27 protein-coding genes are annotated in these 24,455 nt (G+C 57.7%); 16 read left to right on the top strand and 11 right to left on the bottom strand.

Going from position 1 to position 24,455, the window contains the following annotated elements; translation table 11 throughout:
* The first annotated feature begins 349 nt into the window (after positions 1-349).
* From dnaA to HNQ72_RS13795, 4 genes are all read left to right on the top strand, one after another.
* Complete coding sequence (dnaA, locus tag HNQ72_RS13810; RefSeq protein ID WP_183992770.1) at positions 350-1,924, top strand: chromosomal replication initiator protein DnaA; 1,575 nt, start codon at positions 350-352, stop codon at positions 1,922-1,924.
* Between the two features lie 172 nt (positions 1,925-2,096).
* The gene (locus HNQ72_RS13805) at positions 2,097-2,714 is read left to right on the top strand and encodes a LysE family translocator (RefSeq protein ID WP_183992769.1); all 618 of its coding nucleotides are present in this window, start codon (positions 2,097-2,099) and stop codon (positions 2,712-2,714) included.
* A 7-nt stretch (positions 2,715-2,721) separates the two neighbouring features.
* The gene (locus HNQ72_RS13800; RefSeq protein ID WP_183992768.1) at positions 2,722-3,318 is read left to right on the top strand and encodes a class I SAM-dependent methyltransferase; all 597 of its coding nucleotides are present in this window, start codon (positions 2,722-2,724) and stop codon (positions 3,316-3,318) included.
* Between the two features lie 211 nt (positions 3,319-3,529).
* Positions 3,530-3,766: a hypothetical protein gene (locus HNQ72_RS13795; protein WP_183992767.1), complete on the top strand. Its 237-nt coding sequence runs from the start codon at positions 3,530-3,532 to the stop codon at positions 3,764-3,766.
* Positions 3,767-3,805: 39 nt separating this feature from the next.
* Here HNQ72_RS13795 and grpE read toward each other — a convergent pair whose 3' ends face one another.
* Both grpE and hrcA read right to left on the bottom strand, forming a co-directional pair.
* Positions 3,806-4,429 carry a nucleotide exchange factor GrpE gene (gene grpE, locus HNQ72_RS13790; protein ID WP_183992766.1) on the bottom strand — a complete coding sequence of 208 codons (624 nt, stop codon included), beginning with the start codon at positions 4,427-4,429 and terminating at the stop codon, positions 3,806-3,808.
* A 91-nt stretch (positions 4,430-4,520) separates the two neighbouring features.
* On the bottom strand, positions 4,521-5,609 hold the full coding sequence (gene hrcA, locus HNQ72_RS13785) for a heat-inducible transcriptional repressor HrcA (RefSeq protein WP_148146009.1): 1,089 nt from the start codon (positions 5,607-5,609) through the stop codon (positions 4,521-4,523).
* Positions 5,610-5,886: 277 nt separating this feature from the next.
* Between hrcA and rph the strand changes: the two genes are divergently transcribed.
* From rph to hemW, 4 genes are read left to right on the top strand one after another with little or no spacing between them, the layout of a single operon-like run.
* On the top strand, positions 5,887-6,606 hold the full coding sequence (gene rph / locus HNQ72_RS13780; RefSeq protein ID WP_183992765.1) for a ribonuclease PH: 720 nt from the start codon (positions 5,887-5,889) through the stop codon (positions 6,604-6,606).
* A gap of 11 nt (positions 6,607-6,617) precedes the next feature.
* Entirely contained in the window at positions 6,618-7,025 is a 408-nt protein-coding gene (locus HNQ72_RS13775; RefSeq protein WP_183992764.1) for a VOC family protein, read from the top strand.
* A gap of 8 nt (positions 7,026-7,033) precedes the next feature.
* Complete coding sequence (rdgB, locus tag HNQ72_RS13770; RefSeq protein WP_183992763.1) at positions 7,034-7,678, top strand: RdgB/HAM1 family non-canonical purine NTP pyrophosphatase; 645 nt, start codon at positions 7,034-7,036, stop codon at positions 7,676-7,678.
* Between the two features lie 6 nt (positions 7,679-7,684).
* Positions 7,685-8,878: a radical SAM family heme chaperone HemW gene (hemW, locus tag HNQ72_RS13765; protein ID WP_183992762.1), complete on the top strand. Its 1,194-nt coding sequence runs from the start codon at positions 7,685-7,687 to the stop codon at positions 8,876-8,878.
* Positions 8,879-9,010: 132 nt separating this feature from the next.
* Here the strand turns inward: hemW and ptsN are convergent, their stop codons facing one another.
* The 6 genes from ptsN to lptC form a co-directional block, all read right to left on the bottom strand.
* Positions 9,011-9,475 (bottom strand): PTS IIA-like nitrogen regulatory protein PtsN, encoded by a 465-nt coding sequence (gene ptsN, locus HNQ72_RS13760; protein WP_183992761.1) that lies wholly within the window; start codon positions 9,473-9,475, stop codon positions 9,011-9,013.
* A gap of 63 nt (positions 9,476-9,538) precedes the next feature.
* Positions 9,539-10,114: a ribosome hibernation-promoting factor, HPF/YfiA family gene (gene hpf / locus HNQ72_RS13755; protein ID WP_183993134.1), complete on the bottom strand. Its 576-nt coding sequence runs from the start codon at positions 10,112-10,114 to the stop codon at positions 9,539-9,541.
* Positions 10,115-10,321: 207 nt separating this feature from the next.
* Positions 10,322-11,860, bottom strand: coding sequence for an RNA polymerase factor sigma-54 (gene rpoN / locus HNQ72_RS13750; RefSeq protein ID WP_183993133.1), 1,539 nt, complete (start codon positions 11,858-11,860; stop codon positions 10,322-10,324).
* Between the two features lie 130 nt (positions 11,861-11,990).
* Positions 11,991-12,773 (bottom strand): LPS export ABC transporter ATP-binding protein, encoded by a 783-nt coding sequence (gene lptB, locus HNQ72_RS13745; protein ID WP_183993132.1) that lies wholly within the window; start codon positions 12,771-12,773, stop codon positions 11,991-11,993.
* Positions 12,774-12,806: 33 nt separating this feature from the next.
* Positions 12,807-13,376 (bottom strand): LptA/OstA family protein, encoded by a 570-nt coding sequence (locus HNQ72_RS13740; protein WP_183823591.1) that lies wholly within the window; start codon positions 13,374-13,376, stop codon positions 12,807-12,809.
* Positions 13,377-13,388: 12 nt separating this feature from the next.
* The gene (lptC, locus tag HNQ72_RS13735) at positions 13,389-14,057 is read right to left on the bottom strand and encodes an LPS export ABC transporter periplasmic protein LptC (protein ID WP_183992760.1); all 669 of its coding nucleotides are present in this window, start codon (positions 14,055-14,057) and stop codon (positions 13,389-13,391) included.
* Between the two features lie 189 nt (positions 14,058-14,246).
* Between lptC and sppA the strand changes: the two genes are divergently transcribed.
* The 8 genes from sppA to olsB all read left to right on the top strand — a co-directional run bounded on the left by sppA (position 14,247) and on the right by olsB (position 21,424).
* Complete coding sequence (gene sppA, locus HNQ72_RS13730; protein WP_183992759.1) at positions 14,247-15,203, top strand: signal peptide peptidase SppA; 957 nt, start codon at positions 14,247-14,249, stop codon at positions 15,201-15,203.
* A 26-nt stretch (positions 15,204-15,229) separates the two neighbouring features.
* Entirely contained in the window at positions 15,230-15,529 is a 300-nt protein-coding gene (locus tag HNQ72_RS13725) for an integration host factor subunit beta (protein WP_112454414.1), read from the top strand.
* Between the two features lie 83 nt (positions 15,530-15,612).
* The gene (locus tag HNQ72_RS13720) at positions 15,613-15,924 is read left to right on the top strand and encodes a lipopolysaccharide assembly protein LapA domain-containing protein (RefSeq protein ID WP_183992758.1); all 312 of its coding nucleotides are present in this window, start codon (positions 15,613-15,615) and stop codon (positions 15,922-15,924) included.
* A gap of 210 nt (positions 15,925-16,134) precedes the next feature.
* Entirely contained in the window at positions 16,135-17,256 is a 1,122-nt protein-coding gene (locus HNQ72_RS13715) for a class I SAM-dependent methyltransferase (RefSeq protein WP_373289417.1), read from the top strand.
* Positions 17,253-18,113 (top strand): TrmH family RNA methyltransferase, encoded by an 861-nt coding sequence (locus tag HNQ72_RS13710; RefSeq protein WP_183992757.1) that lies wholly within the window; start codon positions 17,253-17,255, stop codon positions 18,111-18,113. Before HNQ72_RS13715 ends, HNQ72_RS13710 begins: the two co-directional genes overlap by 4 nt.
* The gene (lspA, locus tag HNQ72_RS13705) at positions 18,110-18,598 is read left to right on the top strand and encodes a signal peptidase II (RefSeq protein WP_183992756.1); all 489 of its coding nucleotides are present in this window, start codon (positions 18,110-18,112) and stop codon (positions 18,596-18,598) included. Before HNQ72_RS13710 ends, lspA begins: the two co-directional genes overlap by 4 nt.
* A gap of 58 nt (positions 18,599-18,656) precedes the next feature.
* The gene (locus HNQ72_RS13700; protein ID WP_183992755.1) at positions 18,657-20,453 is read left to right on the top strand and encodes a hybrid sensor histidine kinase/response regulator; all 1,797 of its coding nucleotides are present in this window, start codon (positions 18,657-18,659) and stop codon (positions 20,451-20,453) included.
* 98 nt (positions 20,454-20,551) lie between these two features.
* A complete protein-coding gene (olsB, locus tag HNQ72_RS13695; protein ID WP_183992754.1) occupies positions 20,552-21,424 on the top strand; it encodes a l-ornithine N(alpha)-acyltransferase in 873 nt (290 codons plus the stop codon).
* Positions 21,425-21,427: 3 nt separating this feature from the next.
* Here olsB and HNQ72_RS13690 read toward each other — a convergent pair whose 3' ends face one another.
* From HNQ72_RS13690 to HNQ72_RS13680, 3 genes are all read right to left on the bottom strand, one after another.
* Positions 21,428-21,817, bottom strand: a complete 390-nt coding sequence (locus tag HNQ72_RS13690; protein WP_183992753.1) for a type II toxin-antitoxin system VapC family toxin — start codon at positions 21,815-21,817, stop codon at positions 21,428-21,430.
* Positions 21,814-22,071 (bottom strand): type II toxin-antitoxin system Phd/YefM family antitoxin, encoded by a 258-nt coding sequence (locus HNQ72_RS13685; RefSeq protein WP_183992752.1) that lies wholly within the window; start codon positions 22,069-22,071, stop codon positions 21,814-21,816. The genes HNQ72_RS13690 and HNQ72_RS13685 overlap by 4 nt, the downstream gene beginning before the upstream one ends.
* Positions 22,072-22,138: 67 nt before the next feature.
* Entirely contained in the window at positions 22,139-24,424 is a 2,286-nt protein-coding gene (locus HNQ72_RS13680; protein ID WP_183992751.1) for an NADP-dependent malic enzyme, read from the bottom strand.
* Between the last annotated feature and the right edge of the window lie 31 nt (positions 24,425-24,455).

Genomic DNA, 24,455 nt, shown 5'->3' with positions numbered 1-24,455 from the left:
TTTCACGTTCTTTGCTGCGGGACAAGAACTCCCGTTTTCCATAAACTTAGGGTTGCAAACCGAAAAGTGCATGCTTTTCGGCCGCAGTCTTTTTGTGTCCGCAGCCCGCCTCGGCGGTTTGTTGGCATTCCGCACTCATGATGTCTCGTACGAGGATGAGACATAGGGGTGACCCGTATCGACCGGCCTGAACGAGGCGGACCGGAAGATGAGCTTCGTTCTGGCGGATGAAGCTGGGAAAATTAAGGGGACGATTTAAAGCCTTTCCTTAGCGGGAAGGGTTCGGTGAAATTTACGACTATGTCTGGCGAAATCAGTTCGCCGGGCTCCATTCAGAAGGCGGCAAATAATGCAGATCAATACCGTATCGACACGGGCACTTGGTGACAGCGACCGTGCGCGACAGGGATTCGATACAGTTTGCTCCCAAGCGGCAGGGGAAACAGCGGAAATGCAGCATGATGCTCTTTTCGAGCGGTTCAGTGCGCGATTGAAGGCGCAGGTCGGTCAGGATGTTTATGCAAGTTGGTTTGCGCGTCTTAAGCTTCATTCTGTATCAAAAAGCGTCGTGCGGCTCACCGTTCCGACGACTTTCCTGAAGTCCTGGATCAACAACCGGTATCTCGAGCTGATCGAAGGCCTCTTCAAGGAAGAGGACAAGGAAATTCTCAAGGTGGAAATCCTGGTCCGCAGCGCAAGCCGCGCGGTCAAGGCTCCCGGTGTTGTCGAACAGCGACCGGCTCCGGTCGAAAACAACGCTGCAACCAGTTTCAATCGCGCTTCGCAGCCGCGTGAAATCGGCAAGATCGCGACCTTTCCGGCGCCGCTGTCTGCTGCCTCAACTGCGACGCGCAATACGCAGTCCGGGCCGTTGTTCGGCTCTCCTCTTGATAGCCGTTATACCTTCGAGACCTATATCGAAGGTTCTTCCAATCGCGTGGCGCTTGCCGCCGCAAAGACGATCGCCGAAGCCGGTGCAGGCGCCGTGCGCTTCAACCCGCTCTTCATTCATTCGAATGTGGGTCTCGGCAAGACGCATCTTCTTCAGGCGATTGCCAACGCTGCCGTCGGCAGCAACCGTAACCCGCGTGTGGTCTACCTGACGGCTGAGTATTTCATGTGGCGTTTCGCTACTGCGATCCGTGACAATGATGCCCTGACGCTCAAGGACAGCTTGCGCAATATCGATCTCCTGATCATCGACGACATGCAGTTTCTGCAGGGTAAGATGATCCAGAACGAATTCTGCCACCTCCTCAACATGCTGCTCGACAGCGCAAAGCAGGTTGTGGTGGCAGCAGACCGTGCGCCCTGGGAGCTGGAATCGCTCGATCCGCGCGTCCGCTCGCGTCTTCAGGGCGGCGTTGCCATCGAGCTGGAATCCCCCGAATACGAAATGCGTCTGGAAATGCTCAAGGGTCGTCTGCAGGCTGCCAAGCAGGACGATCCGTCGCTCGATATTCCGACTGAAATCCTCAGCCACGTTGCCCGTAACGTCGCCAGCAGCGGCCGCGAACTGGAAGGTGCCTTCAACCAGCTTCTGTTCCGTCGTTCGTTCGAGCCCTCGCTTTCCATCGAGCGGGTTGATGAGCTTCTGGCGCATCTGGTTGGCGCCGGCGAGGCAAAGCGCGTCCGTATCGAGGATATCCAACGCGTCGTTGCCCGTCACTATAACGTGTCGCGTCAGGAACTCGTTTCGAACCGTCGTACCCGCGTCATCGTCAAGCCGCGCCAGATTGCCATGTATCTGGCAAAGACCATGACGCCGCGTTCCTTCCCGGAAATTGGGCGTCGTTTCGGCGGACGCGATCACACGACCGTTCTTCACGCGGTGCGCAAGATCGAGGAATTGATCGGCGACGACAGCAAGCTCGGCCATGAGGTCGAGCTCCTGAAGCGCCTGATCAATGAGAATAACGCATGATCGGCCGCTGAGCCAAATTTGATGACCGGATGGGTCGTTCCGCAAGGAGCGGCCCATTTTCTATTTCGAGATCCATGACGATAATGGGTGCTCTCGAAGATCGGCTCTTGACGCGTTGAGCCCGCAAGTCGAACTTCTGGGAAAATGCCGATGATCGAGCAAGAGGCTCTGCATGTTCCTGTTATCCGTCGCTATGATCTGGGGCGTTGCCTGCATCACGCCGGGACCGAATACGCTTCTGGTAATCCGCTACTGTCTGACGGCACCGCGCAAGGTGGCGATCTCTGCGGTCATGGGGACTATTACCGGCACGCTGTGTTGGGGCATCGCCGGATGGCTCGGCATCAATGCTCTTTTTCAGGCGGCACCCTTTGCCTATCTGGCTTTGAAAATTGCCGGCGGTCTTTATCTGATCTGGCTCGGTATTCGTGTGTTTATTGACGTCAGAAAGGCGCGCAGAGCACCAGAGGCCATCCTCACCAAGGCCGATATTTCGTTGAAGACAGCTTACCGCATGGGATTGGCGACCAATCTCGCCAATCCGAAATCCGCACTCTTCGTCGCCTCGCTTTTCGCTGTCAGCATGCCGGCCGGCACGCCATTTCTTTACGGTGTTGCTGCGATCGGGGTAATGGTGACCGTCTCGGCGCTTTATTACAGCTGCCTCGTTGCATTGATTACTCATCCACGAGTGGCGGCGGCTTACCTCAAGGCAAAACGGAAGATCGATCTCGGCGTCGCAACGGTTTTTGTCGGCTTCGGCACGAAGCTTCTCCTGTCGCAGCGGTAAGACGACAATGCATCGTAAGGACGATCCGACATCGCGCTTCTATTCCGACAACGCGGCAACATATGCGGCGGCGCTTTCGGATGCGAGCCTGAAACGGCTGGATACCTTTCTCGCTGGGCTTTCTGCCGGAGCAACCATTCTGGAGCTCGGCTGCGGCAGTGGCCGCGACAGCGCCGTCATGATTGCCCGCGGTTTTGATGTCCTGCCCACCGACGGCATCCTGGAGATGGCAAGCGAAGCTTCATCGCGTCTTTCGGTCCCCGTTCTGGTCCTGCGTTTCGAGGATATCGATATGGTATCGGCCTTTGACGGTATCTGGGCCAATGCATGCCTGTTGCACGTCCCGCGTAGCGAGCTTGGCGGCATTCTGCAGAAGATCCATACGGCCCTGCGCCCGGGCGGAGTATTCTACGCCAGTTTCAAGGCAGGCGAAACCGAGGGACATGATACCCTTGGCCGCTTTTTCAACTACCCGTCAGGGGATTGGCTTCAGGAGTGTTACGAGGCCGCCCCCTGGAAATCCATCACAGTCGAAGAGGGAGCAGGCGGCGCCTATGATGGCTTGCCGACCCAATGGCTGTATGTGACCGCGATCAAGCTTTGAGGGCGCTGCCGAACGTCAAAGTATATCGCGCAAAAGTGTAGGTTGATCCTGCTTAAATGACGCAAGCCAAAACAAGGCCCTATGATGTCGGGAGCCGACATCGGGGATCCGCGGAGGTTCAGGTGGCCGCAATTCTTTCGAAACATCTCGCCGTCCCCCTTTGTTTTGAGGAAAGGCGCTACATGTTCCATCGATCGTCTGGAGGAAGACCATGAATGAAGAAGCGCGCGCTCGGATCGCGGCTAACGATAAGCTGTTGAAAGCCGTCATCACCCTGCTGGCCATCAAGGATCCAGGCTTGCTGGATGAACTCGACATTATCTTCGCGCTTGCCGAAGAAGAAGGCAGTGCCCTGGCCGAAACGGATCGTCGAACGCGGATACATCTTCAGCAGGAGCTGGAGCTTATCAGGAATCTGGCAAGCTCCGCTCTGGAGACGGCACACTGAAGAGACGCCTGCGCGCCTCTCCGGTATCTGTGCCGGATATCAGGCGTCGCCTGCTGCAGCCTCTGTCTTCGGGCCGCCCTTGGCAACACCGACCATGGCCGGGCGCAGAACGCGGTCGCCGATCGTGAAGCCTGCCTGCACGACCTGTACGACCGTGTTGTTCGGAACCGCCGGGTTAGGAATTTCGAACATCGCCTGATGGAAGTTCGGGTCGAACTTCTCGCCCTCTGCATCGATCTTTTTCACGCCGTGGCGCTCAAGAGCCGAAAGCATGGCGCGTTCGGTCATTTCGACGCCTTCGAGAAGGGTCGTCAGCGTGGCGTCCGCGCCAGAGCGCTGGTCGGCCGGAACTGCATCGAGAGCGCGGCGAAGGTTGTCCGAAACGGCCAGCATGTCACGTGCAAAGCCGGAAACGGCATATGACTTGGCGTCCTTCACATCGCGCTCGGTTCGGCGGCGCAGATTGTCCATTTCGGCAGCAAGTCGAAGGAAGCGGTCGCGCAGTTCGGAATTCTCGGCCTTCAGCACATCCAGCGGATCCGGCTCGGCTGCAACTTCAGCAGCATTCTCTTCGGCGGCACCGTCAAAATCGGCTGCTGCAGCTTCGATCTCGTTATCCGCGAAAGCTGCTTCAGGTCCGGTTTTCTTGGTTTCGTCGGTCATGACGTTCTCCGATTGATCTGTATCTTGAATTTGGGCTCGATATCGAGGTTTGCGGGCAAAAAATCAAGGCTTGGAGGACGAAGGAGCTGACTTACATCGAGCCGCGCGACAGGCGAGCGATCAACTGGGCCGTATAATCGACCATCGGTACGACACGCGAATAGTTGAGCCGGGTTGGTCCAATCACGCCGACGGCCCCGACGATCCGGTCCTCACCATCGCGATAGGGTGCGACGATCAGCGATGAACCGGACAGCGAAAACAGCTTGTTTTCCGATCCGATGAAAATCCGAACCCCGGACCCGGCTTCGGCAAGCTCCAGAATTTCGATCAAGCTATCCTTCTTCTCCAGATCGTCGAACAGCAGCCGCAGCCGGTCCAGATCCGAAGCCTCTCCCAATCCCTCCAGAAGATTGGCGCGGCCGCGAACGATGAGTTGGGTTGGCTTGCCTTCCTCGCTGTCGCCTGACCAGACCGCAAGGCCTTTCTCGATCAGATCCTGCGCCAGAGCATCGACTTCCGTCTGCACCTCCTGCTTCAGCTTCTTAATCTGGCCGCGGAATTCTGGAAGCGTCTGGCCGGTCAGGTGCGCGTTGAGAAAATTGGCAGCTTCAGTAAGCTGTGAAGAGGTCACGCCAGCCGGCAAATCGATGATGCGGTTTTCGATCTGATTGTGATCGCCGACAAGCACGGCCAGCGCCTTTGTTGGTTCCAGCCGGATGAACTCCACATGCTTGAGGATCGGATCGCTTTTTGTCGTAATGACGATGCCGGCTCCGCGCGAGACGCCTGACAGCATCAGGCTCGCATCCGTCATCAGGTTTTCCAGCGTCTGGTCCCTGTCGTTCGGGCGCACCTGTCGATCGATGCTTGCGCGTTCCTCATCGGAAAGGTTTCCAGTCTGCATGAAGGCGTCGACAAAGAAGCGCAGCCCGCTCTGGGTCGGCAGTCGACCTGCGCTGATATGCGGTGAATAGATCAGGCCCAGCTGTTCGAGGTCGCTCATCACATTACGTACCGATGCCGGCGAGAGCGACATGGGAAGCAGGCGCGAGAGATTGCGGGAGCCGAGAGGCTCGCCGTTTTCGAGATAGCTCTCCACGATCCGCCGAAAGATCTCACGTGAGCGCTCGTCGAGCATTGATCCGACATCCATGCCTCTACCCGCAGAAAAGCTCATATCCTCACGTAACCTCGATTTGCTTGCCTCCAAAATATAGTCATTGCAGCGGAGGGCTCAAAAGGGAAATCGCAGATGTCGTGCCAATTGTCACGATAAGGCGCGGCCAAGGCTTTTTCTTTGCAAAAAATGCCCACTCACCTTAGAAGGCGGGAAACGCTGCAGCAGATGAAATAGGCGACAATTCGCCTGTCATCCGATGCGGAAAATCAAAGGATCATCGCATGCTTGGGCTTTGTCGCCTGAAGATGCGGTGCGCTGATATAGGGAGTGATCAATGCGGCCTTCAGGCAGACCAGTAAACCAGATGCGCAAAGTGTCTTTCGAGCGCAACTTCTCAAAGCATGCCGAAGGTTCCTGCCTGGTGAAGTTCGGCGACACGCACGTGCTGTGCACCGCAAGCCTTGAAGAAAAGACCCCGCCGTGGCTGCGCAACACCGGCAAGGGCTGGGTAACCGCGGAATACGGCATGCTGCCGCGCGCCACCGGTGACCGCATGAAGCGCGAAGCCACGTCCGGCAAGCAGGGCGGTCGCACGCTTGAGATCCAGCGCTTGATCGGCCGTTCGCTGCGTGCGGTCGTCGATCTCGAGGCACTCGGTGAAAAGCAGATCACCATCGACTGCGACGTCATCCAGGCCGATGGCGGCACCCGTACCGCCTCGATCACCGGCGGCTGGATCGCGCTTCACGATTGCCTCAAGTGGATGGAAACCCGCTCGATGATCAAGCTCGACAAGGTCCTGAAGGACCACGTCGCGGCAATCTCCTGTGGTATCTTCGCCAACCAGCCGGTGATCGATCTGGATTACCTCGAAGATTCTGCGGCTGAAACCGACGCCAACTTCGTCATGACCGGCTCCGGCGGCATCGTCGAAGTGCAGGGCACTGCCGAAGGCAAGCCGTTCAGCCGCGAGGAATTTCTGCAGCTTCTGACGCTTGCCGAAGCCGGCACGCAGGAACTGGTCGCCATGCAAAAGGCCGCCATCGGTGCCTGAAAGGTGAAGCGGTGATCGAAGGCATACTCGAAACCGCACTTTACACCGACGATCTCGACGCGGCGGAAAGCTTTTACGGCGGCGTGCTGGGACTTGAGAAAGTCCTGCGCGCCGGCAACCGCCACGTCTTCTTCCGTTGCGGAGAGACGATCCTACTGATCTTCAATCCGAAGGAGACGGTAAAGCCGCCGTCTCCCGAGGCGCTCCCTGTCCCGCCGCACGGCACAACCGGTCCCGGTCACCTCTGTTTCCGTATGGATGCGCAGGCGATTGACAGGATGGTCGAAAAGCTCAACAAGGCAGGCATTGTGATCGAAAGCGATTTCCGCTGGCCCAACGGCGCCCGCTCGATCTATTTCCGTGATCCCGCCGGCAATAGCCTGGAATGTGCAGAGCCGATGCTCTGGAACCTAAAATAGGAATTTTCATGCGCAAGCTCGATACCAAGACGATCGTTGTCGCAAGCCATAATGCCGGCAAGATCAGGGAGATCGCCGAGCTGATCGGCCCGTTCGGTTTCTCGGCCAAGTCTGCGGCCGAACTGAAATTCGAGGAGCCGGATGAAACCGGCACCACATTCGAGGAAAACGCTACGATCAAGGCGCTCGCATCTGCCAGGGCTTCCGGCCTTCCGGCTCTCTCCGACGACAGCGGCATCGTGATCGATGCTCTCGACGGGGCGCCGGGCGTCTACACGGCCAACTGGGCCGAGCGCGAGGACGGCAGCCGCGATTTCCAGATGGCGATGGAAAAGGTCGAAAAAGCGCTTGAGGAAGAGGGTGCAACCACGCCCGACAAGCGCAGCTGCCGTTTCGTCAGCGTGCTCTGCCTCGCCTGGCCGGATGGCCATACCGAACTCTTCCGCGGTGAGGTCGAAGGCGTGGTCGCCTGGCCGCCGCGCGGCACTGCCGGTTTCGGTTATGATCCGCTTTTCCAGCCTAAGGGTTACGAGACGACCTTCGGCGAAATGACCAGTGAAGAAAAGCATGGCTGGAAGCCGGGCGACGAACATGCCCTGTCGCACCGTGCCCGCGCCTTCAAGCTTTTCGTCGAAACCTGCCTGGAGGCCTGACCTTTCGTGAACGCCGTAGCCTCTAATTTGCCCGATACGCTGCTCCCCGATACGGGCGAGCCGGGCTTCGGCGTATATGTCCATTGGCCGTTCTGTGCCGCCAAGTGTCCCTATTGCGACTTCAACAGTCATGTCCGCCATCAGCCGGTGGATCAGGCCCGTTTCACTGCCGCTTTCTTGAAAGAAATGGAAACGATGCGGAAGATGAGCGGTCCGAAAGTCGTGACCAGCATCTTTCTTGGCGGCGGTACGCCGTCGCTGATGAATCCCTCGACCGTCGAAGCGATCCTCAACGGCATTGCCCGTCACTGGAACGTTCCGGATGGCATCGAGATCACCATGGAAGCCAACCCCTCCAGTGTCGAGGCGGAGCGTTTTCGTGGTTATCGGGCAGCCGGAGTCAATCGTGTATCCATGGGCGTGCAGGCCCTAAACGATGCCGATCTCAAATTTCTCGGCCGGCTGCATGACGTTGCGGATGCGCTGAAAGCGATACGGCTGGCGCGTGAGATTTTTCCGCGCATGTCCTTCGACCTTATCTATGCCCGGCCCAAGCAGACGGTTGAAGCGTGGGAAGCCGAGCTTGAGGAGGCAATTTCCTACGCCGTTGACCATCTGTCGCTCTACCAGTTGACAATCGAGGAGGGCACGCCCTTTTACGGATTGCACAAGGCAGGCAAGCTCATCGTGCCGGATGACGATCAATCCGCCTTGCTTTATGAGGCAACGCAGGAAATCACCGCACGTCACGGCATGCCGGCTTATGAAGTGTCCAATCACGCAAAGCCCGGCGCCGAGAGCCGCCATAACCTGACCTATTGGCGTTACGGCGATTATGCAGGTATCGGGCCGGGTGCACATGGTCGTCTTACCAGTGGACGTAACAAGATCGCCACCGCCACCGAGCGTCGTCCCGAAACCTGGCTTGAGCGTGTCGAAGCCGAAGGCCACGGGATGAACGATCAGGAAGTTCTCGGCTACGATGAGCAGGCAGACGAACTTCTGCTGATGGGGCTGCGCCTCACCGAAGGCGTCGATCTCGCCCGCTGGCAGGAACTCTCCGGCCGCGATCCAGACCCTGTCCGCGAACAGCGTCTGCTTGAACACGGCTTCATCGAGCGTCTCGGCAATTCCAGGTTACGCTGTACCCCGAGCGGCATGCTGATCCTCGACGCCGTCGTTGCCGATCTCGCCTGCTAAAGCAATACCAGCAAAAGCGAGGACCGGTTTTGCGTCAGGAATCGCGGTGAAAAATAGACGGGACAGTTTCGCGTTTCGAAGAAACGCGGAAATGATCTGATCTATCGATTTTCATGAAAAGGAAAGCGGCATTCAAGCCGCGTTATTGGCCTGCTCTTCATTAAGGAAGGCATAGATCGCGGAGGCGGAATCGGTCTGCCTCAGTTTCGCGGCAAGATCTTGGTCACGCAGCACACGTGCAATACGCGAAAGCGCCTTGAGGTGGTCGGCGCCAGCGCCTTCCGGAGCAAGAAGAAGGAATACGAGATCCACCGGTTCGTCATCCAGCGCCTCGAAATCGACAGGGCTCTCCAACCGGGCAAAAATGCCGCTGATCGATGAAATACCGTTGAGCTTGCCATGCGGAATGGCGATGCCATGTCCCACGCCCGTCGATCCCAGCCGCTCGCGCTGTAGGATGACGTCGAAGATTTCCCGTTCGGAAACGCCCGTCAGCTTGGCGGCCTTGGCTGCCAATTCCTGCAGGAGCTGTTTCTTGGAGGTCGCTTTTAAGGCAGGGATAATCGCATCTTGATGCAGCAGATCTGCCAATGCCATTCGTTTCTTCCTTTGTGCCGCGAAGGCAGGGGAAGCGTCGTTGCCGACGCCTCCCGAGTTTCGTTAGTTCTTGATATTGGTGGAGTCGATCCAGCCAATATTACCGTCGTGGCGCCTGTAAACGATGTTCAGCTTCTCGTCACCGGGGCTCCGGAAAAGAAGAACAGGTTCGTCCGTCATATCCAAAGCCATGACGGCCGTTGCAACTGACATCGTTCTCAGTTGCTTGGTGGATTCCGCAACGATGGTTGGGGCGAAATCCTCTGGTACTTCATCGCCCTCGTCGGGCACGCGGTCCATGACCGTGTAGGCAACTTCGGCAAATCCATTCGGCTGGTTGCCGGCATGGTGATCCTTCAGGCGCCGCTTGTAGCGACGCAGACGCTTCTCGATCCGCTCGGCGGCAGCGTCGAAACTGCCCTGAGGGTCATTGGCTTCGCCTGCGGCGTGGAGCACGATCCCCGTATCGAGATGCACTTTGCAATCAGCAGAAAAACGTGGGCCGGATTTCTCTACGATAACCTGGCTTGAATAGCCTCCATCGAAATATTTGGTTATGGCCTCCCCGATATGGTCCTCGATCTTTTGGCGGAAAGAATCACCGATTTCCATATGCTTACCGGAAACACGCACACTCATGGAATTATTCCTTCTTGTCGTGACTTGCGTGTTCCAGTCTACGCCAAGCCGCTCTCTCATCCAAGCCGTCCGAACCGATTGCAGCAAAATAGCGCTATCTGTTCTGCCTTGCGCGGAATTATGGGGAAGCCCCGCTAGCGGCGGCGCTTCTAGCCTTCGTTGGAAAGGAAGTCAACGTCTCGACCTATGGATGCATTGAAAGGCTGATCACAACGTGGCTACTCTGGCCGCGGCGCGCTTCTCTCGTCGGCGCTGAACCGATGAGGGAATGTTCATGGCTTCCCGATACTTGGCGACCGTGCGGCGGGCGAGGTCGACTCCTGCCTGCTTGAGGCTGGTCACGATGTCGTCATCGGAAAGAACGGCGTCCGCCGCTTCCTGTGTGATCAGCATCTTGATCTTGTGGCGCACGGCTTCGGCAGAGTGGCTGTCGCCCCCTTCATCGGCCGATCCGATCGAAACCGTGAAGAAATATTTGAGCTCGAACATGCCCCTCGGCGTAAGCATGTACTTGTTCGAAGTAACGCGGCTTACCGTGGACTCGTGCATCTTGATGGCTTCTGCAACGGTCTTCAGATTGAGCGGGCGCAGGTGATCGACACCGTGCATGAGAAAAGCGTCCTGCTGGCGGACGATCTCGGTCGCGACCTTCATGATCGTCTTTGCACGCTGGTCCAGGCTGCGGGTCAGCCAGTTGCCGTTCTGCAGGCAATCGGAAAGAAACGCGTAATCCCCGCTGTTTTTCGGGCAGTTCTTCGATACCTGCTGAAAATAGGTCTGGTTGACCAGAACGCGTGGCAGGGTTTCCGGATTGAGTTCCACTGCCCAGCCGCCGATATTGGAAGGGCGGACGACGATGTCCGGCGAGATCACATCGGCGACCTGAGTTGCGAAATCCGCACCCGGCTTCGGGTTCAGCTGGCGAATTTCAGCAAGCATGTCGATGAGGTCCTCGTCATCGACGCCGCATAACTTTCTGAGATTTGCGAAATCACGCTTCGCCAACAGATCCAGGTGGCGGACCAGAGTGTCCATGGCGGGATCGAGCCGATCCCTTTGTTTAAGCTGGATCGCCAGACATTCGCCGAGCGATCGGGCGAATATGCCGGGTGGATCAAGTGTCTGCAGGCGCACCAGTATTTGCTCGGCGTACTCGGTCGTTATACCGAGCCTGGCAGCGATCTCTCCGAGGTCGGCCTGAAGATATCCGGCATCGTCCAGTTCTTCATTTAGCTGCTGGGCAATAAGGCGATCCTGCGACTGTTTGAGCAGCAGCGGGATTTGCTGGCTGATGTGCTCCCGTAGGCCGACTTCGCTGGCAATGAAATCGTTGAGATCGTAATCCTCGCCGGCATCACCCGCCGGCATCGATTTCCATTGGCCCATTAGCTCGGGCGCATCTCCTCGCCGCTCGGGCTTATCATCGGGAAAGACGTTTTCAGTACCGCCGTCCAGGCCTTCGCCAAACGTTTCTGTAATGACGATACCCTGCTCGTCCCGCCATGCTCCCGCATCGACATCAGCTTCTACGGCAATGTGATCCGTTGTGTCGCCATAGCCCAATTCTGCGCCAGTTTCGCCGTCTGATGGCGAAATTTCGAGCAGTGGGTTCTTTTCTATTTCCTGCGCGATGAACTGGTTCAGTTCGAAATGCGTCATCTGCAGCAGCTGAATCGACTGCATCAGCTGCGGAGTCATCACAAGCGATTGGGTCTGTCGCAGGAAAAGGCTGGCGGTTAAACCCATGGTGGACGCTAAACTCCCAAAACACCCGGCCACGCACTCATTGCTTAGCCGTTATCAGCGCATCTGGCACAAGAATTGCTTTTTTGGAAGATTTGGTCAAGCGCCGAGGCGGCCGAATTGTGACGCTATTTTAAAGGCTGAACTTGTCACCAAGGTAAAGTCGACGGACATCCTGGTTGTTGACGATGTCAGAGGCCCGGCCGTGGGTCAGCACTTCACCCGCATGGATGATATAGGCTCTATCGATCAGGCCGAGCGTCTCACGCACGTTGTGATCGGTTATCAGTACGCCAATGCCGCGTGCCGTCAAGTGTCGGACAAGATTCTGGATATCCGATACGGAAATTGGATCGACACCTGCAAAAGGCTCGTCGAGCAGCATGAACGACGGGTCAGTCGCCAGTGCCCGGGCAATTTCCAGGCGACGGCGTTCGCCGCCCGACAGGGCCACGGCTGCAGACTTGCGGAGCTGGCTGATGTGAAATTCTTCCAGCAATTCGTCGAGCTTCGCTTCTCGCTTGTCCCGGTTCGGTTCGTGGACCTCGAGTACGGCACGGATATTGTCTTCCACCGACAGCCCACGAAAGATCGAAGCCTCTTGTGGCAGGTAGCCGACACCAAGCCGCGCCCGGCGATACATCGGCATGCGCGTTACTTCGTTGCCGCTGATCGCGATCATTCCCTCGTCGACCGGAACGAGGCCGGTGATCATGTAGAAGCAGGTTGTTTTGCCTGCGCCATTCGGCCCGAGCAGGCCGACGGCCTCCCCACGGCGCACGACCAGAGATACGCCGTTCACAACGCGTCTCGTGTCGTAGGTCTTGGACAGTCCATGCGCGACGAGTGTCCCTTCATAGCGCGCCTTGTCGCGTGCGATAAAGGGTTCGGGCGAAGGTGTTTTCCTTGCCGTCAACTGGGGGAGAAAAGGAAGTTTCACGTTATGAGTCTATTGCTTGGGCCGCGACTTTGGGTCGAGCATGATTTCAACGCGACCACCGCAGCTGTCGAGCTTGGCCTGGCCGCTCGCCATTTGCACAGTCAGCTTGCAGCCTTTGAACACATTCGGTCCATCGGAAAGCACAACCTGCTTGCCGGTCAGCACAAACGTCTGGCTCGCCATGTCGAACTGGCCAGCTTCGGCTGTCGCTTGCTGTGTGCCCGAACTCAGGAAAACCGTATCATCGAGAAAAATCTTGTCGATGTCGGCGTTGCCACTGGAAATCGACGCCGCACCGCCGTCGCCATTGGCCTTCTCTTTGTACTGAACGGTCATCTTGCCGGCCTTCAGTGTGGTTGTGCCTTGCACAACATTCACATTACCGGTGAAATAAGCCTTTTTTTCCTGATCCTTGATCTCCAGCTGGTCGCTCTGGATCTGGATAGGCTGGTCATTCGACAGCTTGAGACCGCTCATGTTGCTCGTTGTGGACTGAGCAAAGGCGGAAACACTGAGGCAGGAAAACATGGCCACCGCGGTCGCGGCAGGAATGCTGAGTGAAAAACAACGATGCATCATGGCGACCGGGCTCTATTTGCCTTTGTTGCGGATGGCTGCAGGATCGAGATGGACCCGAACCTTACCGGTGAAGTTGAGGGTATGCCCCTTATCGGTGATCTTCATGGAATCTGCAACAATAGAGCCTTGGCTCATTGAGATATTCACCGCATCAGGAGTGTTCATTGTCCCGCCGGGAATATCGAGATGGGCAGATTGGAAGTGGGCGGTGATCCCATTGCTCAGATTGACGTCGAATGGTGCAGTCAGATCCAGGACGTCGGCACCACGGTCGAAATCTGCACTTGTTGCCGTTACGCGCGCGATCAGGTCGTCATTGATCGGCACTGCCGCCTTGACGTCCTTGAGCGTGATTTTGTTAGGGTTTTGGATGTCCTGAAGAGCTTTGTTGGCCAGCATCGAGTAGCTGATCCCGTCACTGTTGCGGCCGGATATGGCGGGGCGCTCCATGACAATCTTTCCGTCTTCTATTTTGGCGCTCTCGATTGACAGATTTTCTGGCAGATAGGTCCGGACAATGGCAACGCCAATAAAACCAAGCGAAATTAAGCCGGCAGCCACAGGTAGGAGAATTTTCAGCCGGCTGACGCGCGAAGAATGGGACAGCGCAGCATCGTAAGCGCTTGTCGGCGCCTGTATCGATGCGAGTATGCTTCCTGTCTTTCGTATATGCTGCAGCATGAAGCTCCATTTCGTCGTTTCCGGCGATCTCTTCGCTCGCCGTTAGGGCAGGGCGATCAATCGTCGACCGCCAATATGGTTTTTATTCTTCAACAAACAATAATGGAGAACATAAAAACGTGATACGAACCGATGCAATCGGGCAAATAGGGGCCTATGTAAAGCGCTTTAGGCATCAAAGGAAATTTTATGGACCAAATGGCAATCGCGGATCGGCGCCAGTTGCGCCGCAAGCTCAGCTTCTGGCGCGTCGCGGCATTGATCTTTTTGGCGGCCATTGGCTTCGTATCCTACTGGGCGATGTCCGGGGAGCAATCCGGTTCTGCCGCACCCCATATCGCTCGCGTGAACATCTCGGGAATGATCACGGATGACCGCGAGCTGGTCGAGCGTCTTGATCGCATTGCTGAAAGCAGCCAGGCCAAGGCCTTGATCGTGTCTATTTCCTCGCCTGGCGGAACCACCTATGGTGGGGAGCGCCTCTATCAGGCCATCCGCAAGGTGGCTGAAAAGAAGCCGGTCGTTTCCGACATTCGCACCCTGGCGGCATCTGCCGGTTACATGATCGCTACGGCCGGAGACACGATTATCGCCGGCGAAAGCTCGATCACAGGGTCGATAGGGGTTATCTTTCAGTATCCGCAGGCCGATGAGCTGATGAAGAAGATCGGTGTATCGCTCGAGGAAATAAAGTCCTCACCGCTCAAGGCCGAGCCGTCGCCCTTCCATCCGGCCAGCGAAGAAGCCAAGACCATGGTCCGCAACATGATCATGGATAGCTATGGCTGGTTTGTGGACCTTGTGGCCGAACGCAGAAAGCTGCCGCGCGACGAGGTTCTGAAACTTGCTGACGGCACGATCTTCACCGGCAGGCAGGCTTTGAACGTCAAGCTCATCGACAAGCTCGGCGGCGACGACGACATTCTGGATTACCTGGATACGCGCGACGTTTCCCGCGATCTGCCGATTGTCGAGTGGAAAAAAAGCGATTCCTCGTCGTCCTTCTGGTTTGCCCATGCGCTGACGGGGCTTTTCCGTTATCTCGGTATCACTCTGCCGATCACGCCGGATGCGATCGATGGTTGGGGTTCCGGCAAGTTGTTCCTTGACGGTCTTGTCTCGGTTTGGCAGGTTGGCAAGGGTTGAAAATCTAATTTTTTCAGGGGGCAACCGTGATTAAATCCGAATTGGTACAGATCGTTGCGGCACGCAATCCGCATCTCTACCATCGCGACGTCGAGAACATCGTCAATGCCGTGCTCGATGAAATCACGGATGCGCTTGCTGGCGGCAACCGGGTCGAACTGCGTGGTTTCGGCGCGTTCTCAGTAAAGAACCGTCCCTCGCGCTCCGGGCGCAACCCCCGTACGGGTGAGAGCGTCTTTGTCGAAGAAAAATGGGTACCGTTTTTCAAAACCGGTAAAGAGTTGCGTGAGCGCCTCAACCCGGGCATGGCCGACGAGGACGATTGAGCGTGGATATCGCCGCAGGGTCTTGAAACTGCGGCGTCCGGGCCAATCTGCTATGGCTGAATGAGAAATTGCCGGAGTGACCTATGACGAAGCTTAAGCGTATTGTGTCGCTTGTCGTTTTCGTGCCGATTGGCATCGTCCTGATTGTCTTGGCGGTGGCGAATAGACAGGTTGTCACACTGGCGCTTAACCCGTTCCGTCCGCAAGACAGCATATTGTCCGTTTCGGCGCCCTTCTTTGTTTTCGTTTTCCTGGCACTTTTCGTCGGCATGGCGATCGGTGCATCGGTGACGTGGTGGAAACAGGGCCGCTATCGCCGCCAGGCTCGCGTCGAAGCCAAGGAAGCGGTGAAATGGCAGAAAGAGCATAAAGCGATCGCTGCTCGACGGGGCTGACAGATGGCGGAACCGGCCCCGGTCCCTTCGCAGTCTCGCGTAAGCGCTGTGATGAAATCTTCCTGACATCGTGAGCATCTTTTCGGCCCGCGGACCTCTAATAGCCTCATATGGCTCTCCGCATTTGCTTCCGTCGCGCGTGATCGCATGGGCTTTGCCGAATGCGCTGCAGATGCTATCTGCACGAAAATGAAAGCGAAGGATCAACCGTTGAAGAGCAGAGACAAGCGGATGGGGCAGAAGGCTCCTTCTCGGGGCGGCAATGCGCAGGACCGGCATAGCACCACCGGCAAGCCGAAGTCTCCCGTTGCCGCATCGCGTCCGAAGGCAGGCGACAAGGCGAGCGAGGTCAAGCCCGTCATCAGCCAGTCTGCAGCGCAGACGCGACCGCTTATGGTACGCAAGGGCGATCTGCCGAAAGAAAATGTCCCGATTATCCTTGAGTCGCAGAATGCCGGCGATTTCCACCTGGTCGACAGCGGCAAGGGTCTCAAGCTCGAAAAATACGGTCCGTATTTTGTCGTCAGGCCCGAGGCGCAGGCGCTCTGGCAGCCATCTCTGTCTGCGGACGTCTGGAACAGGGCTGATGCGGTCTTCACCGGCAACACCGATGAAGACGGTATGGGCCGCTGGAAGTTTCCACGCGAGGCTCTTGGCGAAACCTGGCCGCTCTCGCTGCTCGACATCGATTTTCAGGGCCGCTTTACCGCATTCCGCCATATGGGCTTTTTTCCCGAGCAGATCGTTCACTGGACCTGGGTAAGGGATCAGGTGGAAGAGGCAAAGGCCAAGGGCCGTACGCTCAGGGTGCTCAACCTCTTTGGTTACACCGGGGTAGCGTCGCTCGTGGCAGCCGCTGCCGGCGCAGAGGTGACCCATGTCGACGCCTCTAAGAAGGCCATCGGCTGGGCGCGGGAAAACCAGGCTCTTTCGCGTCTCGACAAGGCGCCGATCCGCTGGATCTGCGAGGATGCGATGAAATTCATCCTGCGCGAGGAGCGCCGGGGCAGCACCTATGACATCATCCTGACAGATCCCCCGAAATTTGGCCGTGGCCCGAATGGGGAAGTTTGGGAGCTTTTCGAGCACCTGCCCGTCATGCTCGACATCTGCCGTGAACTTCTGTCGAAGAATTCCGTCGGGCTGGTACTGACGGCCTATTCCATCCGGGCAAGCTTCTATTCCATCCACGAGCTGATGCGCGAAACCATGCGCGGTGCCGGTGGCACGGTGGAATCGGGTGAACTCGTCATTCGTGAGACGGGTATCGACGGCCAGGCCCGTGGCCGTGCCCTATCCACCTCACTCTTCAGCCGCTGGGTTTCCCAATGACAGACGATTTTAGAAAGCCGGGTGCCCGCAAGGTTGGGCAGGTAAAGGAAGTCACCTCGCTCGCCAACCCGATCATCAAGTATATCAAGGCGCTTTCCAACAAGAAGGACCGCGAAGCCGCCGGGATTTTCATGGCCGAAGGCCTGAAGCTCGTCATCGACGCGCTGGAACTGGGCTGGGAAATTCGCACACTGATTTACGCCAAGGCTGCGAAGGGCAAGCCGTTGGTCGAGCAGGTCGCAACCCGCACTGTGGCAAATGGCGGTCTCGTTCTGGAAGTCTCGGAAAAGGTTCTCTCGTCGGTCACCCGCCGCGATAACCCGCAGATGGTTGTCGGTATTTTCGAGCAGCGCTGGAAGCGCTTGGAAGACCTGGCGCCTGAAAGCGATGAAACCATTGTGGCTCTGGACCGCGTGCGTGATCCCGGCAATCTCGGAACGATCATCCGCACTGCCGATGCCGCCGGTGCCTCTGCTGTCATCCTCGTTGGCGATTGTACGGATCCGTTCTCACTGGAAACCGTCCGTGCCACGATGGGCTCGGTTTTCGCGCTTCCCGTGGTGAAATGCTCGGTGGACGAATTTCTTGGCTGGCAGAAACGTTCCGGCGTCAATGTCGTGGCAACCCATCTTGCCGGTGCCGTCGATTACCGAACGGCCGACTACAAGAGCAAGCCGGTCGTCATCCTGATGGGCAACGAACAGTCCGGCCTGCCGGACAATCTGGCCAAGGCCGCCAATCGTACTGTTCGCATACCTCAGCAGGGCCTTGCCGATAGTCTCAATCTGGCCGTCGCAACCGCCGTCATGCTTTTCGAAGCGCGCCGCCACCTCCTGACGTTGGAAGACAGAACATGACGAAAGGCGTAACACCTCTGTCCCACCCCCTGATTGCGGGGATCGTCATCGTGGCCGCAGTCATCCTCGATCAGGTGATCAAGCTGGCGGTTGAAGCCTACCTGCCCATGCATGAGGCGGTGCCGGTCATCCCGTTCCTGGCGCTCTTCCGAACCTATAATCTCGGTGTTGCTTTCTCGCTTCTCTCCGGCATGGAGCGCGAATTCATCATTGGCATGCGCATCGTCATCGTTGGTGTCGTTCTCTGGCTTTGGCGCCGCACCCCGGTTTCGAGAACATTTGCGCATGCAGGTTTCACCCTGATCATAGCCGGCGCTGTCGGTAACCTGATCGACGGTTTGGTCTATGGTCACGTCATAGATTACATCCTGTTTCATACAGAGACGTGGTCGTTTGCCGTCTTCAATCTGGCCGACAGCTTCATAACTATCGGAGCCGGCTTGGTTATTCTAGATGAGCTTGTCGGATCGAAATCGAGCGATTAAGTCCCTGTTAAGCCGTCGGCCTAAGGATTGCGAAGGAAAGCCCGTGTAGGCTTAATCCATGCGCACCCTCGCCGAGTTGCAAGACAGACTGACCAAGGCCTTCTCCCAGCCCCATTCTGCTGAAGGGCAGGCGGAGCAATTGTCTGAACTCATCGTCGAGCCGCCAGAAGAAATGGATTTCTTCGCAGCCGCAACCCCTCGACACCTGAACCCACTGCAGAACCTTATTTTCCAGTTGACACGTTTGTCGCCGGGCAGGCACTCGCTGAAGAACCGCCTGAAGGAATCCGAAGCTGCTAGCGAGGCGAAATCGCGCCGCCTTTCGACGGTCGTGCATGAGATCCGCACGCCACTGAATGGCATTCTCGGCATGACACATCTGCTCAGCCAGACGAAGCTGACTGCCGAACAGCAGAACTATCTCAGCGGCATTCGCCAGTCCGGCCATCTCCTGGCCCAGCTGGTCGATGATATCCTCGATCTCTCCACCATGGAGGCAGGCCGGTTCCGGCTGAACACCAGAGCGGAAAATCTTCGCCAGTTGCTGGAAAGCGTCGTGGAAATGCTCTCTCCACGCGCCCACGAAAAACGCATCGAGATTGCCGCGACCTTTGCCGCCGATCTCCCGGAATTGCTGGATTTCGATCCCGCCCGCCTCCGCCAGGTTTTGTTCAATGTCATGGGCAACGCGGTAAAATTCACCTCCAGCGGTGGTGTGCTCGTTCGGGTGGCCCTTGCCGAGGAGAACGTCGAAATCGCTGTCATCGATACCGGTCCGGGAATGACACCCCAGGAGCAGGCGCGAATTTTCGGTGAGTTCGAACAGGTCGGATCGGTGGAAGCTCGTAGTGGAGGGACCGGCCTCGGCCTCGGCATTGCGTCGCGCATTCTGGCAGAGTTCGACGGTTCCCTATCGGTCAAGAGCCGGAAGGGGGAGGGGAGTACGTTCAAAATTCGCTTCCCTGTTCGCCTTGCCGAAGATGTGGCGGCGGGCGAAACCGATAGAAGCGGCATGCTGGCGCGGTCTCGTGTGATCTTGCTCGCGCCGCAAGGACCAACGGCTCAGGCTACCGTTGCAACGATCGAGGCGCTGGGCGGCCGTTGCCGCCATCTCTGCAGCACGCAGGAGGTGTCGATGCTGATCGACCGAGCGGCGGAAGGGCAAGCGCCTTTCACGGATCTGATCGTCGATCACCGGCTGGCATCGGATTATGCCTGCGAGCCGCTTCACAAACCTCTGCATCGCATTCTTCTCGTCAATCCGGAGGAGCGGGCCTCGCAGCCGCAGGATTTGTTCGATGCCTGGCTGATCCGCCCCCTGCGAGAGCGGTCGCTTGTCGACGTGTTGAGTGGCCGCATGCGTGGTTTCAGCCGTATCGCCAATCAGTCGCAGAGCATGCCGTCCCATGAGGAGGGGAGCGAAGCATTTGTGCCGTTCGATATCCAAAACGAGTTGGATATCGTTCTTGCCGAAGATGATCCGGTCAGTGCCATGCTGCTGCGTACCATGCTGCAGAAGAATGGTCACAAGGTTCGATGGGTCACGGATGTCCCGAGTTTCTACAATCTTGTTCGCGCCCCCGGCGCGCGGCCTGACCTGATTATAACCGACCTGAACATGCCGGGCGGGGATCCGTTGGATGTTCTCGCCGACCTGCGCGAGGTCGAAAAAACAACAAATAGTCTCGCAGTTCCGGTGATCGTCCTGACAGGCGAAGATCGCGACGAGGCTCTGCAAAACGCGTCGACTGCCGGTGCACAAAGAGTCCTGCAAAAACCCGTAGAACCAGCCCGTTTACTAGAAGACATCAGCCATCTTCTCTCGGAGAATATTGCGCGTCATCGTCTCCGTTGACGGATTCTGAGCCGCAGCCTATTGTGACAATCGATGTCACGTTCCTGTTGCAGAGACGTGATTAATGGCGGTGATCCAACCGGTACGGGTGACTCACCATGGCAATCGAACTCCTGAACCGCGAATTGACCCTCGATCATCCCTCGACACCGGCGCCTTCCATCGAGAAGAGCGATGTATTCGGCCGAATAGGCTCGTTGGAAACACGGCTTGCGCGCAACAGCCGGGAGATCGATGCGGCACAGTCGGTTCGCTATCGCGTTTTCGTTGAAGAGATGAATGCGATGCTGCCTCCCGAGGCAATGCATCTCAAGCGCGATTTCGATAGCTATGACGATATCTGCGATCATCTCCTGGTGGTCGACAATGCGATCGATGGCGAAATCGAAGATCAGATCGTTGGCACCTACCGCCTGTTGCGTCAAGAAGTCGCCATGGCCAATGGTGGTTTCTATTCCGAATCGGAATTCGATATCGAGCCGCTCCTGAAGCGCCATCCCGACAAGCAGTTCATGGAACTCGGCCGTTCCTGCGTTCTGCCAGACTATCGCACGAAGCGGACCGTGGAACTGCTCTGGCAGGGCAACTGGGCTTACGCACTGAGGCACGGCATGGGCGCCATGTTCGGCTGCGCCTCCTTCCCCGGTGTCGATCCGCAGGAACATGCGCTTGCCCTTTCCTTCCTCCACCAGAACTCGCTGGTGAAGGATGAGTGGATGGTGTCGGCAAAGGCGGATCTCTATTGCGACATGGACATGATCCCCGCCGAAGAGATCAATCCGCGTCAGGCCCTGTCCGCAATGCCGCCGCTGGTAAAGGGGTACCTGCGTCTGGGAGCTATGATCGGCGACGGTGCCGTGGTCGACCAGGCCTTCAACACCACCGACGTCCTGATTGTCCTGCCGATTGCCGTCATTTCCGGCCGCTACATCAACCATTTCGGCGCCGACGCGGGCCGCTTCGCCAGCTGATATCTAGCGAACGAGCCGTATCGGCCCGTTATATCTGGCGATGGTCTCGTCCGAAGTGAGCAGAAGCATGCCTTCGGACGTGGCCTGAGCGATCAGTATACGGTCGAACGGGTCTTTGTGGATTGGCGGCAAGGCTTCAAGTGCAAACGCATGGCCGCTGGTCACGGGCAGCTCTAAAAAGCCGTTATCCAATAGAGCGCGATGCAGCACGCGGGGGTGAACCGGTATGTTGTCTCGTCCGAGCGCATGCTTGACGGACAGCTCCCATATGCTGGCTGCGCTGAAGAAAAGGGTGTTATCGATATCTTCTATCAATGGTCTGGCCTGTGCCGGAAGCTTGATACTCATGGCGGCAAGCCAGACCAAAATATGAGAATCCAGGAGGAGCCTCATTTATCTTCGCCGTAAAACATATCTTCGATTTCTTTGGCGAACATCGTATCGAAGTCGTCCGGCACGGAAAACTGGCCATCGAGAAAGCCTATGCGGCGTTTCTTCTTTGAGGCGCCTGCGGGCGCATCCTCAAGCGGAACCACCTTCACCATCGGCTTTCCAGCCTTGGCGATGACGAACCCTTCGCCTTTCGCGGCCTCTTCGACGAGGCGCGAAAGGTGTGTCTTTGCTTCGTGAATATTGACCGTCTTCATGGCATCTGCCCCGAGTGGACTTAGTTCACTGAACTTAGTTCACTCGGCGGGTCATATCAAGAAATGCTTACGATCCTGCGTTGTAAGCTGCGATCGCTGCCATGTTGACGATTTCGCTGTCCTTGGCGCCCATCTGGGTGATCTGCACCGACTTGTCGAGACCGACCAGAAGCGGGCCGATGAGCGTCGAGCCGCCGAGTTCCTGCAGCATGCGCGTTGCAATCGAAGCCGAATGGATCGCCGGCATGACCAGCACGTTTGCGGTGCCCGAAAGCCTGCAGAACGGGTACTGCTCCATGCGCGTTGCGTTGAGCGCCACGTCCGCAGCGATCTCGCCGTCATACTCGAAATCGACCCGACGGCTGTCGAGGATTTTTACCGCCTCGCGCACGCGCTCGGAACGCTCCCCAACCGACTGGCCGAAGTTGGAGTAAGCAAGCATCGCCACGCGGGGCTCGTAACCCATGCGGCGCGCAACGCGTGCGGCCTCTGTTGCGATGTCGGCAAGATCCTCGGCATTCGGCTGGTCATGCACGGCTGTGTCCGCAACGAAGATAGTTCGGCCGCGGGCAACGACGAGCGAGACCCCGATCACCCGATGGCCGGGCTTGGTCGCGATGCAGCGCCGCACATCGGCAAGCGCAGAGGCATAGTTGCGGGTCGTGCCGGTCACCATCGCATCCGCATCGCCAACGGCGACCATAGTTGCCGCAAAATGGTTGCGGTCATTGTTGATCAGGCGCTGCACGTCACGCAGCAGGTAGCCCTGTCGCTGAAGCCGGGCATAAAGGTGATCGGTATAGGCTTCCGTCCGCTTCGATATGCGGGCATTGACGATCTCGATGCCCGGTCGGTCGAGATCGATCCCGGCTTTCTCCGCTGTGGCCCGGATAACGTCGTCGCGACCGAGAAGGATGGACGTGCCGAGATCCTGGTTACAGAAGGAGATCGCGGCGCGCATGACCTGTTCTTCTTCGGCCTCGGCGAATACAACCCGCTTCGGGAAACGCCGCACCCGGTCATAGATGCTCTGGGTCGTGGCCGCGATCGGATCGCGCCGGGCGGCAAGTTCGCGGCCGTAAGCGGCGATGTCGGTAATGTCGCGACGCGCCACGCCGCTTTCCATTGCAGCCTGCGCAACCGCCATGGGAATGGCCGAGATCAGGCGAGGATCGAACGGAACCGGGATGATGTATTGTGCGCCGAAACGCGGACGCACACCCTGATAGGCCGCAGCCACGTCGTCCGGCACCGCCTCGCGGGCAAGATTGGCCAGCGCCTGAGCGGCGGCGATCTTCATCGCGTCGTTGATCTGACGTGCACGCACATCGAGCGCGCCGCGGAAAATGTAAGGGAAACCGAGCACATTATTGACCTGGTTCGGATAGTCCGAGCGGCCGGTTGCCATGATCGCATCGTCGCGGATGCGCGCCACTTCCTCGGGCGTGATTTCCGGATCCGGGTTGGCCATGGCAAAGATGATCGGCTTGTCGGCCATCGAACGGATCATCTCTTCGGTGAAGGCTCCTTTCTGGGAGAGGCCGAACACCACATCGGCACCGTTCATCGCTTCTTCCAGGCTGCGGCGGTCAGTCTTTGCTGCATGCGCCGACTTCCACTGGTTCATGCCCTCGGTACGGCCCTGATAGATCACGCCCTTGGTGTCGCAGAGGATGATGTTTTCCGGTGCAAAACCCATCGCCTTGATCAGTTCGATACAGGCAATTGCGGCGGCACCGGCACCATTGCAAACCAGCTTGGTGGTTTTCAGATCGCGACCGGTCAGCTCCAGCGCATTGATCAGGCCTGCGGCGGCGATGATTGCCGTGCCGTGCTGGTCGTCATGGAAAACCGGAATATCCATCAGTTCGCGCAACCGGCTTTCGATGATGAAACATTCCGGCGCCTTGATGTCTTCGAGATTGATCCCACCGAAGGACGGACCGAGATAACGCACGCAGTTGATGAACTCGTCGACATTCTCGGTGTCGACTTCAAGATCGATCGAATCGACATCGGCAAACCGCTTGAACAGAACCGACTTGCCTTCCATGACCGGTTTCGATGCCAATGCGCCGAGATTGCCGAGGCCGAGGATCGCCGTGCCGTTCGAAATCACGGCCACCATGTTGCCGCGCGTCGTGTAATCATAGGCTTTGGCTGCGTCGGCAGCGATCGCCAGCACCGGCACGGCCACGCCCGGAGAATAGGCCAGCGACAGGTCGCGCTGCGTCGCCATCGGCTTGGTCGGGGTGATTTCGAGCTTGCCGGGGCGGCCATCGGAGTGAAAATCGAGTGCTTCCTGCTCGGTTACCGATGTTCGCGTGCTTCCTGCCTTATCGTTCACGACCATATCCTCCAGCTTCCTGTGGGCAGCTTCGCTT

This window comes from Aliirhizobium wenxiniae (genome assembly GCF_014201355.1).
Classification (GTDB): Bacteria; Pseudomonadota; Alphaproteobacteria; order Rhizobiales; family Rhizobiaceae; genus Neorhizobium; species Neorhizobium wenxiniae.
This window is presented reverse-complemented; position numbering and strand designations above follow the sequence as displayed.

Coding starts and splice junctions, on each gene's coding strand:
- dnaA (WP_183992770.1), top strand. CDS start 350: ATGCAGATCAATACCGTATCGACACGGGCACTTGGTGACAGCGACCGT.
- HNQ72_RS13805 (WP_183992769.1), top strand. CDS start 2,097: ATGTTCCTGTTATCCGTCGCTATGATCTGGGGCGTTGCCTGCATCACG.
- HNQ72_RS13800 (WP_183992768.1), top strand. CDS start 2,722: ATGCATCGTAAGGACGATCCGACATCGCGCTTCTATTCCGACAACGCG.
- HNQ72_RS13795 (WP_183992767.1), top strand. CDS start 3,530: ATGAATGAAGAAGCGCGCGCTCGGATCGCGGCTAACGATAAGCTGTTG.
- grpE (WP_183992766.1), bottom strand. CDS start 4,429: ATGACCGACGAAACCAAGAAAACCGGACCTGAAGCAGCTTTCGCGGAT.
- hrcA (WP_148146009.1), bottom strand. CDS start 5,609: ATGAGCTTTTCTGCGGGTAGAGGCATGGATGTCGGATCAATGCTCGAC.
- rph (WP_183992765.1), top strand. CDS start 5,887: ATGCGGCCTTCAGGCAGACCAGTAAACCAGATGCGCAAAGTGTCTTTC.
- rdgB (WP_183992763.1), top strand. CDS start 7,034: ATGCGCAAGCTCGATACCAAGACGATCGTTGTCGCAAGCCATAATGCC.
- ptsN (WP_183992761.1), bottom strand. CDS start 9,475: ATGGCATTGGCAGATCTGCTGCATCAAGATGCGATTATCCCTGCCTTA.
- hpf (WP_183993134.1), bottom strand. CDS start 10,114: ATGAGTGTGCGTGTTTCCGGTAAGCATATGGAAATCGGTGATTCTTTC.
- rpoN (WP_183993133.1), bottom strand. CDS start 11,860: ATGGGTTTAACCGCCAGCCTTTTCCTGCGACAGACCCAATCGCTTGTG.
- HNQ72_RS13740 (WP_183823591.1), bottom strand. CDS start 13,376: ATGATGCATCGTTGTTTTTCACTCAGCATTCCTGCCGCGACCGCGGTG.
- lptC (WP_183992760.1), bottom strand. CDS start 14,057: ATGCTGCAGCATATACGAAAGACAGGAAGCATACTCGCATCGATACAG.
- sppA (WP_183992759.1), top strand. CDS start 14,247: ATGGACCAAATGGCAATCGCGGATCGGCGCCAGTTGCGCCGCAAGCTC.
- HNQ72_RS13720 (WP_183992758.1), top strand. CDS start 15,613: ATGACGAAGCTTAAGCGTATTGTGTCGCTTGTCGTTTTCGTGCCGATT.
- HNQ72_RS13710 (WP_183992757.1), top strand. CDS start 17,253: ATGACAGACGATTTTAGAAAGCCGGGTGCCCGCAAGGTTGGGCAGGTA.
- lspA (WP_183992756.1), top strand. CDS start 18,110: ATGACGAAAGGCGTAACACCTCTGTCCCACCCCCTGATTGCGGGGATC.
- HNQ72_RS13700 (WP_183992755.1), top strand. CDS start 18,657: ATGCGCACCCTCGCCGAGTTGCAAGACAGACTGACCAAGGCCTTCTCC.
- olsB (WP_183992754.1), top strand. CDS start 20,552: ATGGCAATCGAACTCCTGAACCGCGAATTGACCCTCGATCATCCCTCG.
- HNQ72_RS13690 (WP_183992753.1), bottom strand. CDS start 21,817: ATGAGGCTCCTCCTGGATTCTCATATTTTGGTCTGGCTTGCCGCCATG.
- HNQ72_RS13685 (WP_183992752.1), bottom strand. CDS start 22,071: ATGAAGACGGTCAATATTCACGAAGCAAAGACACACCTTTCGCGCCTC.
- HNQ72_RS13680 (WP_183992751.1), bottom strand. CDS start 24,424: ATGGTCGTGAACGATAAGGCAGGAAGCACGCGAACATCGGTAACCGAG.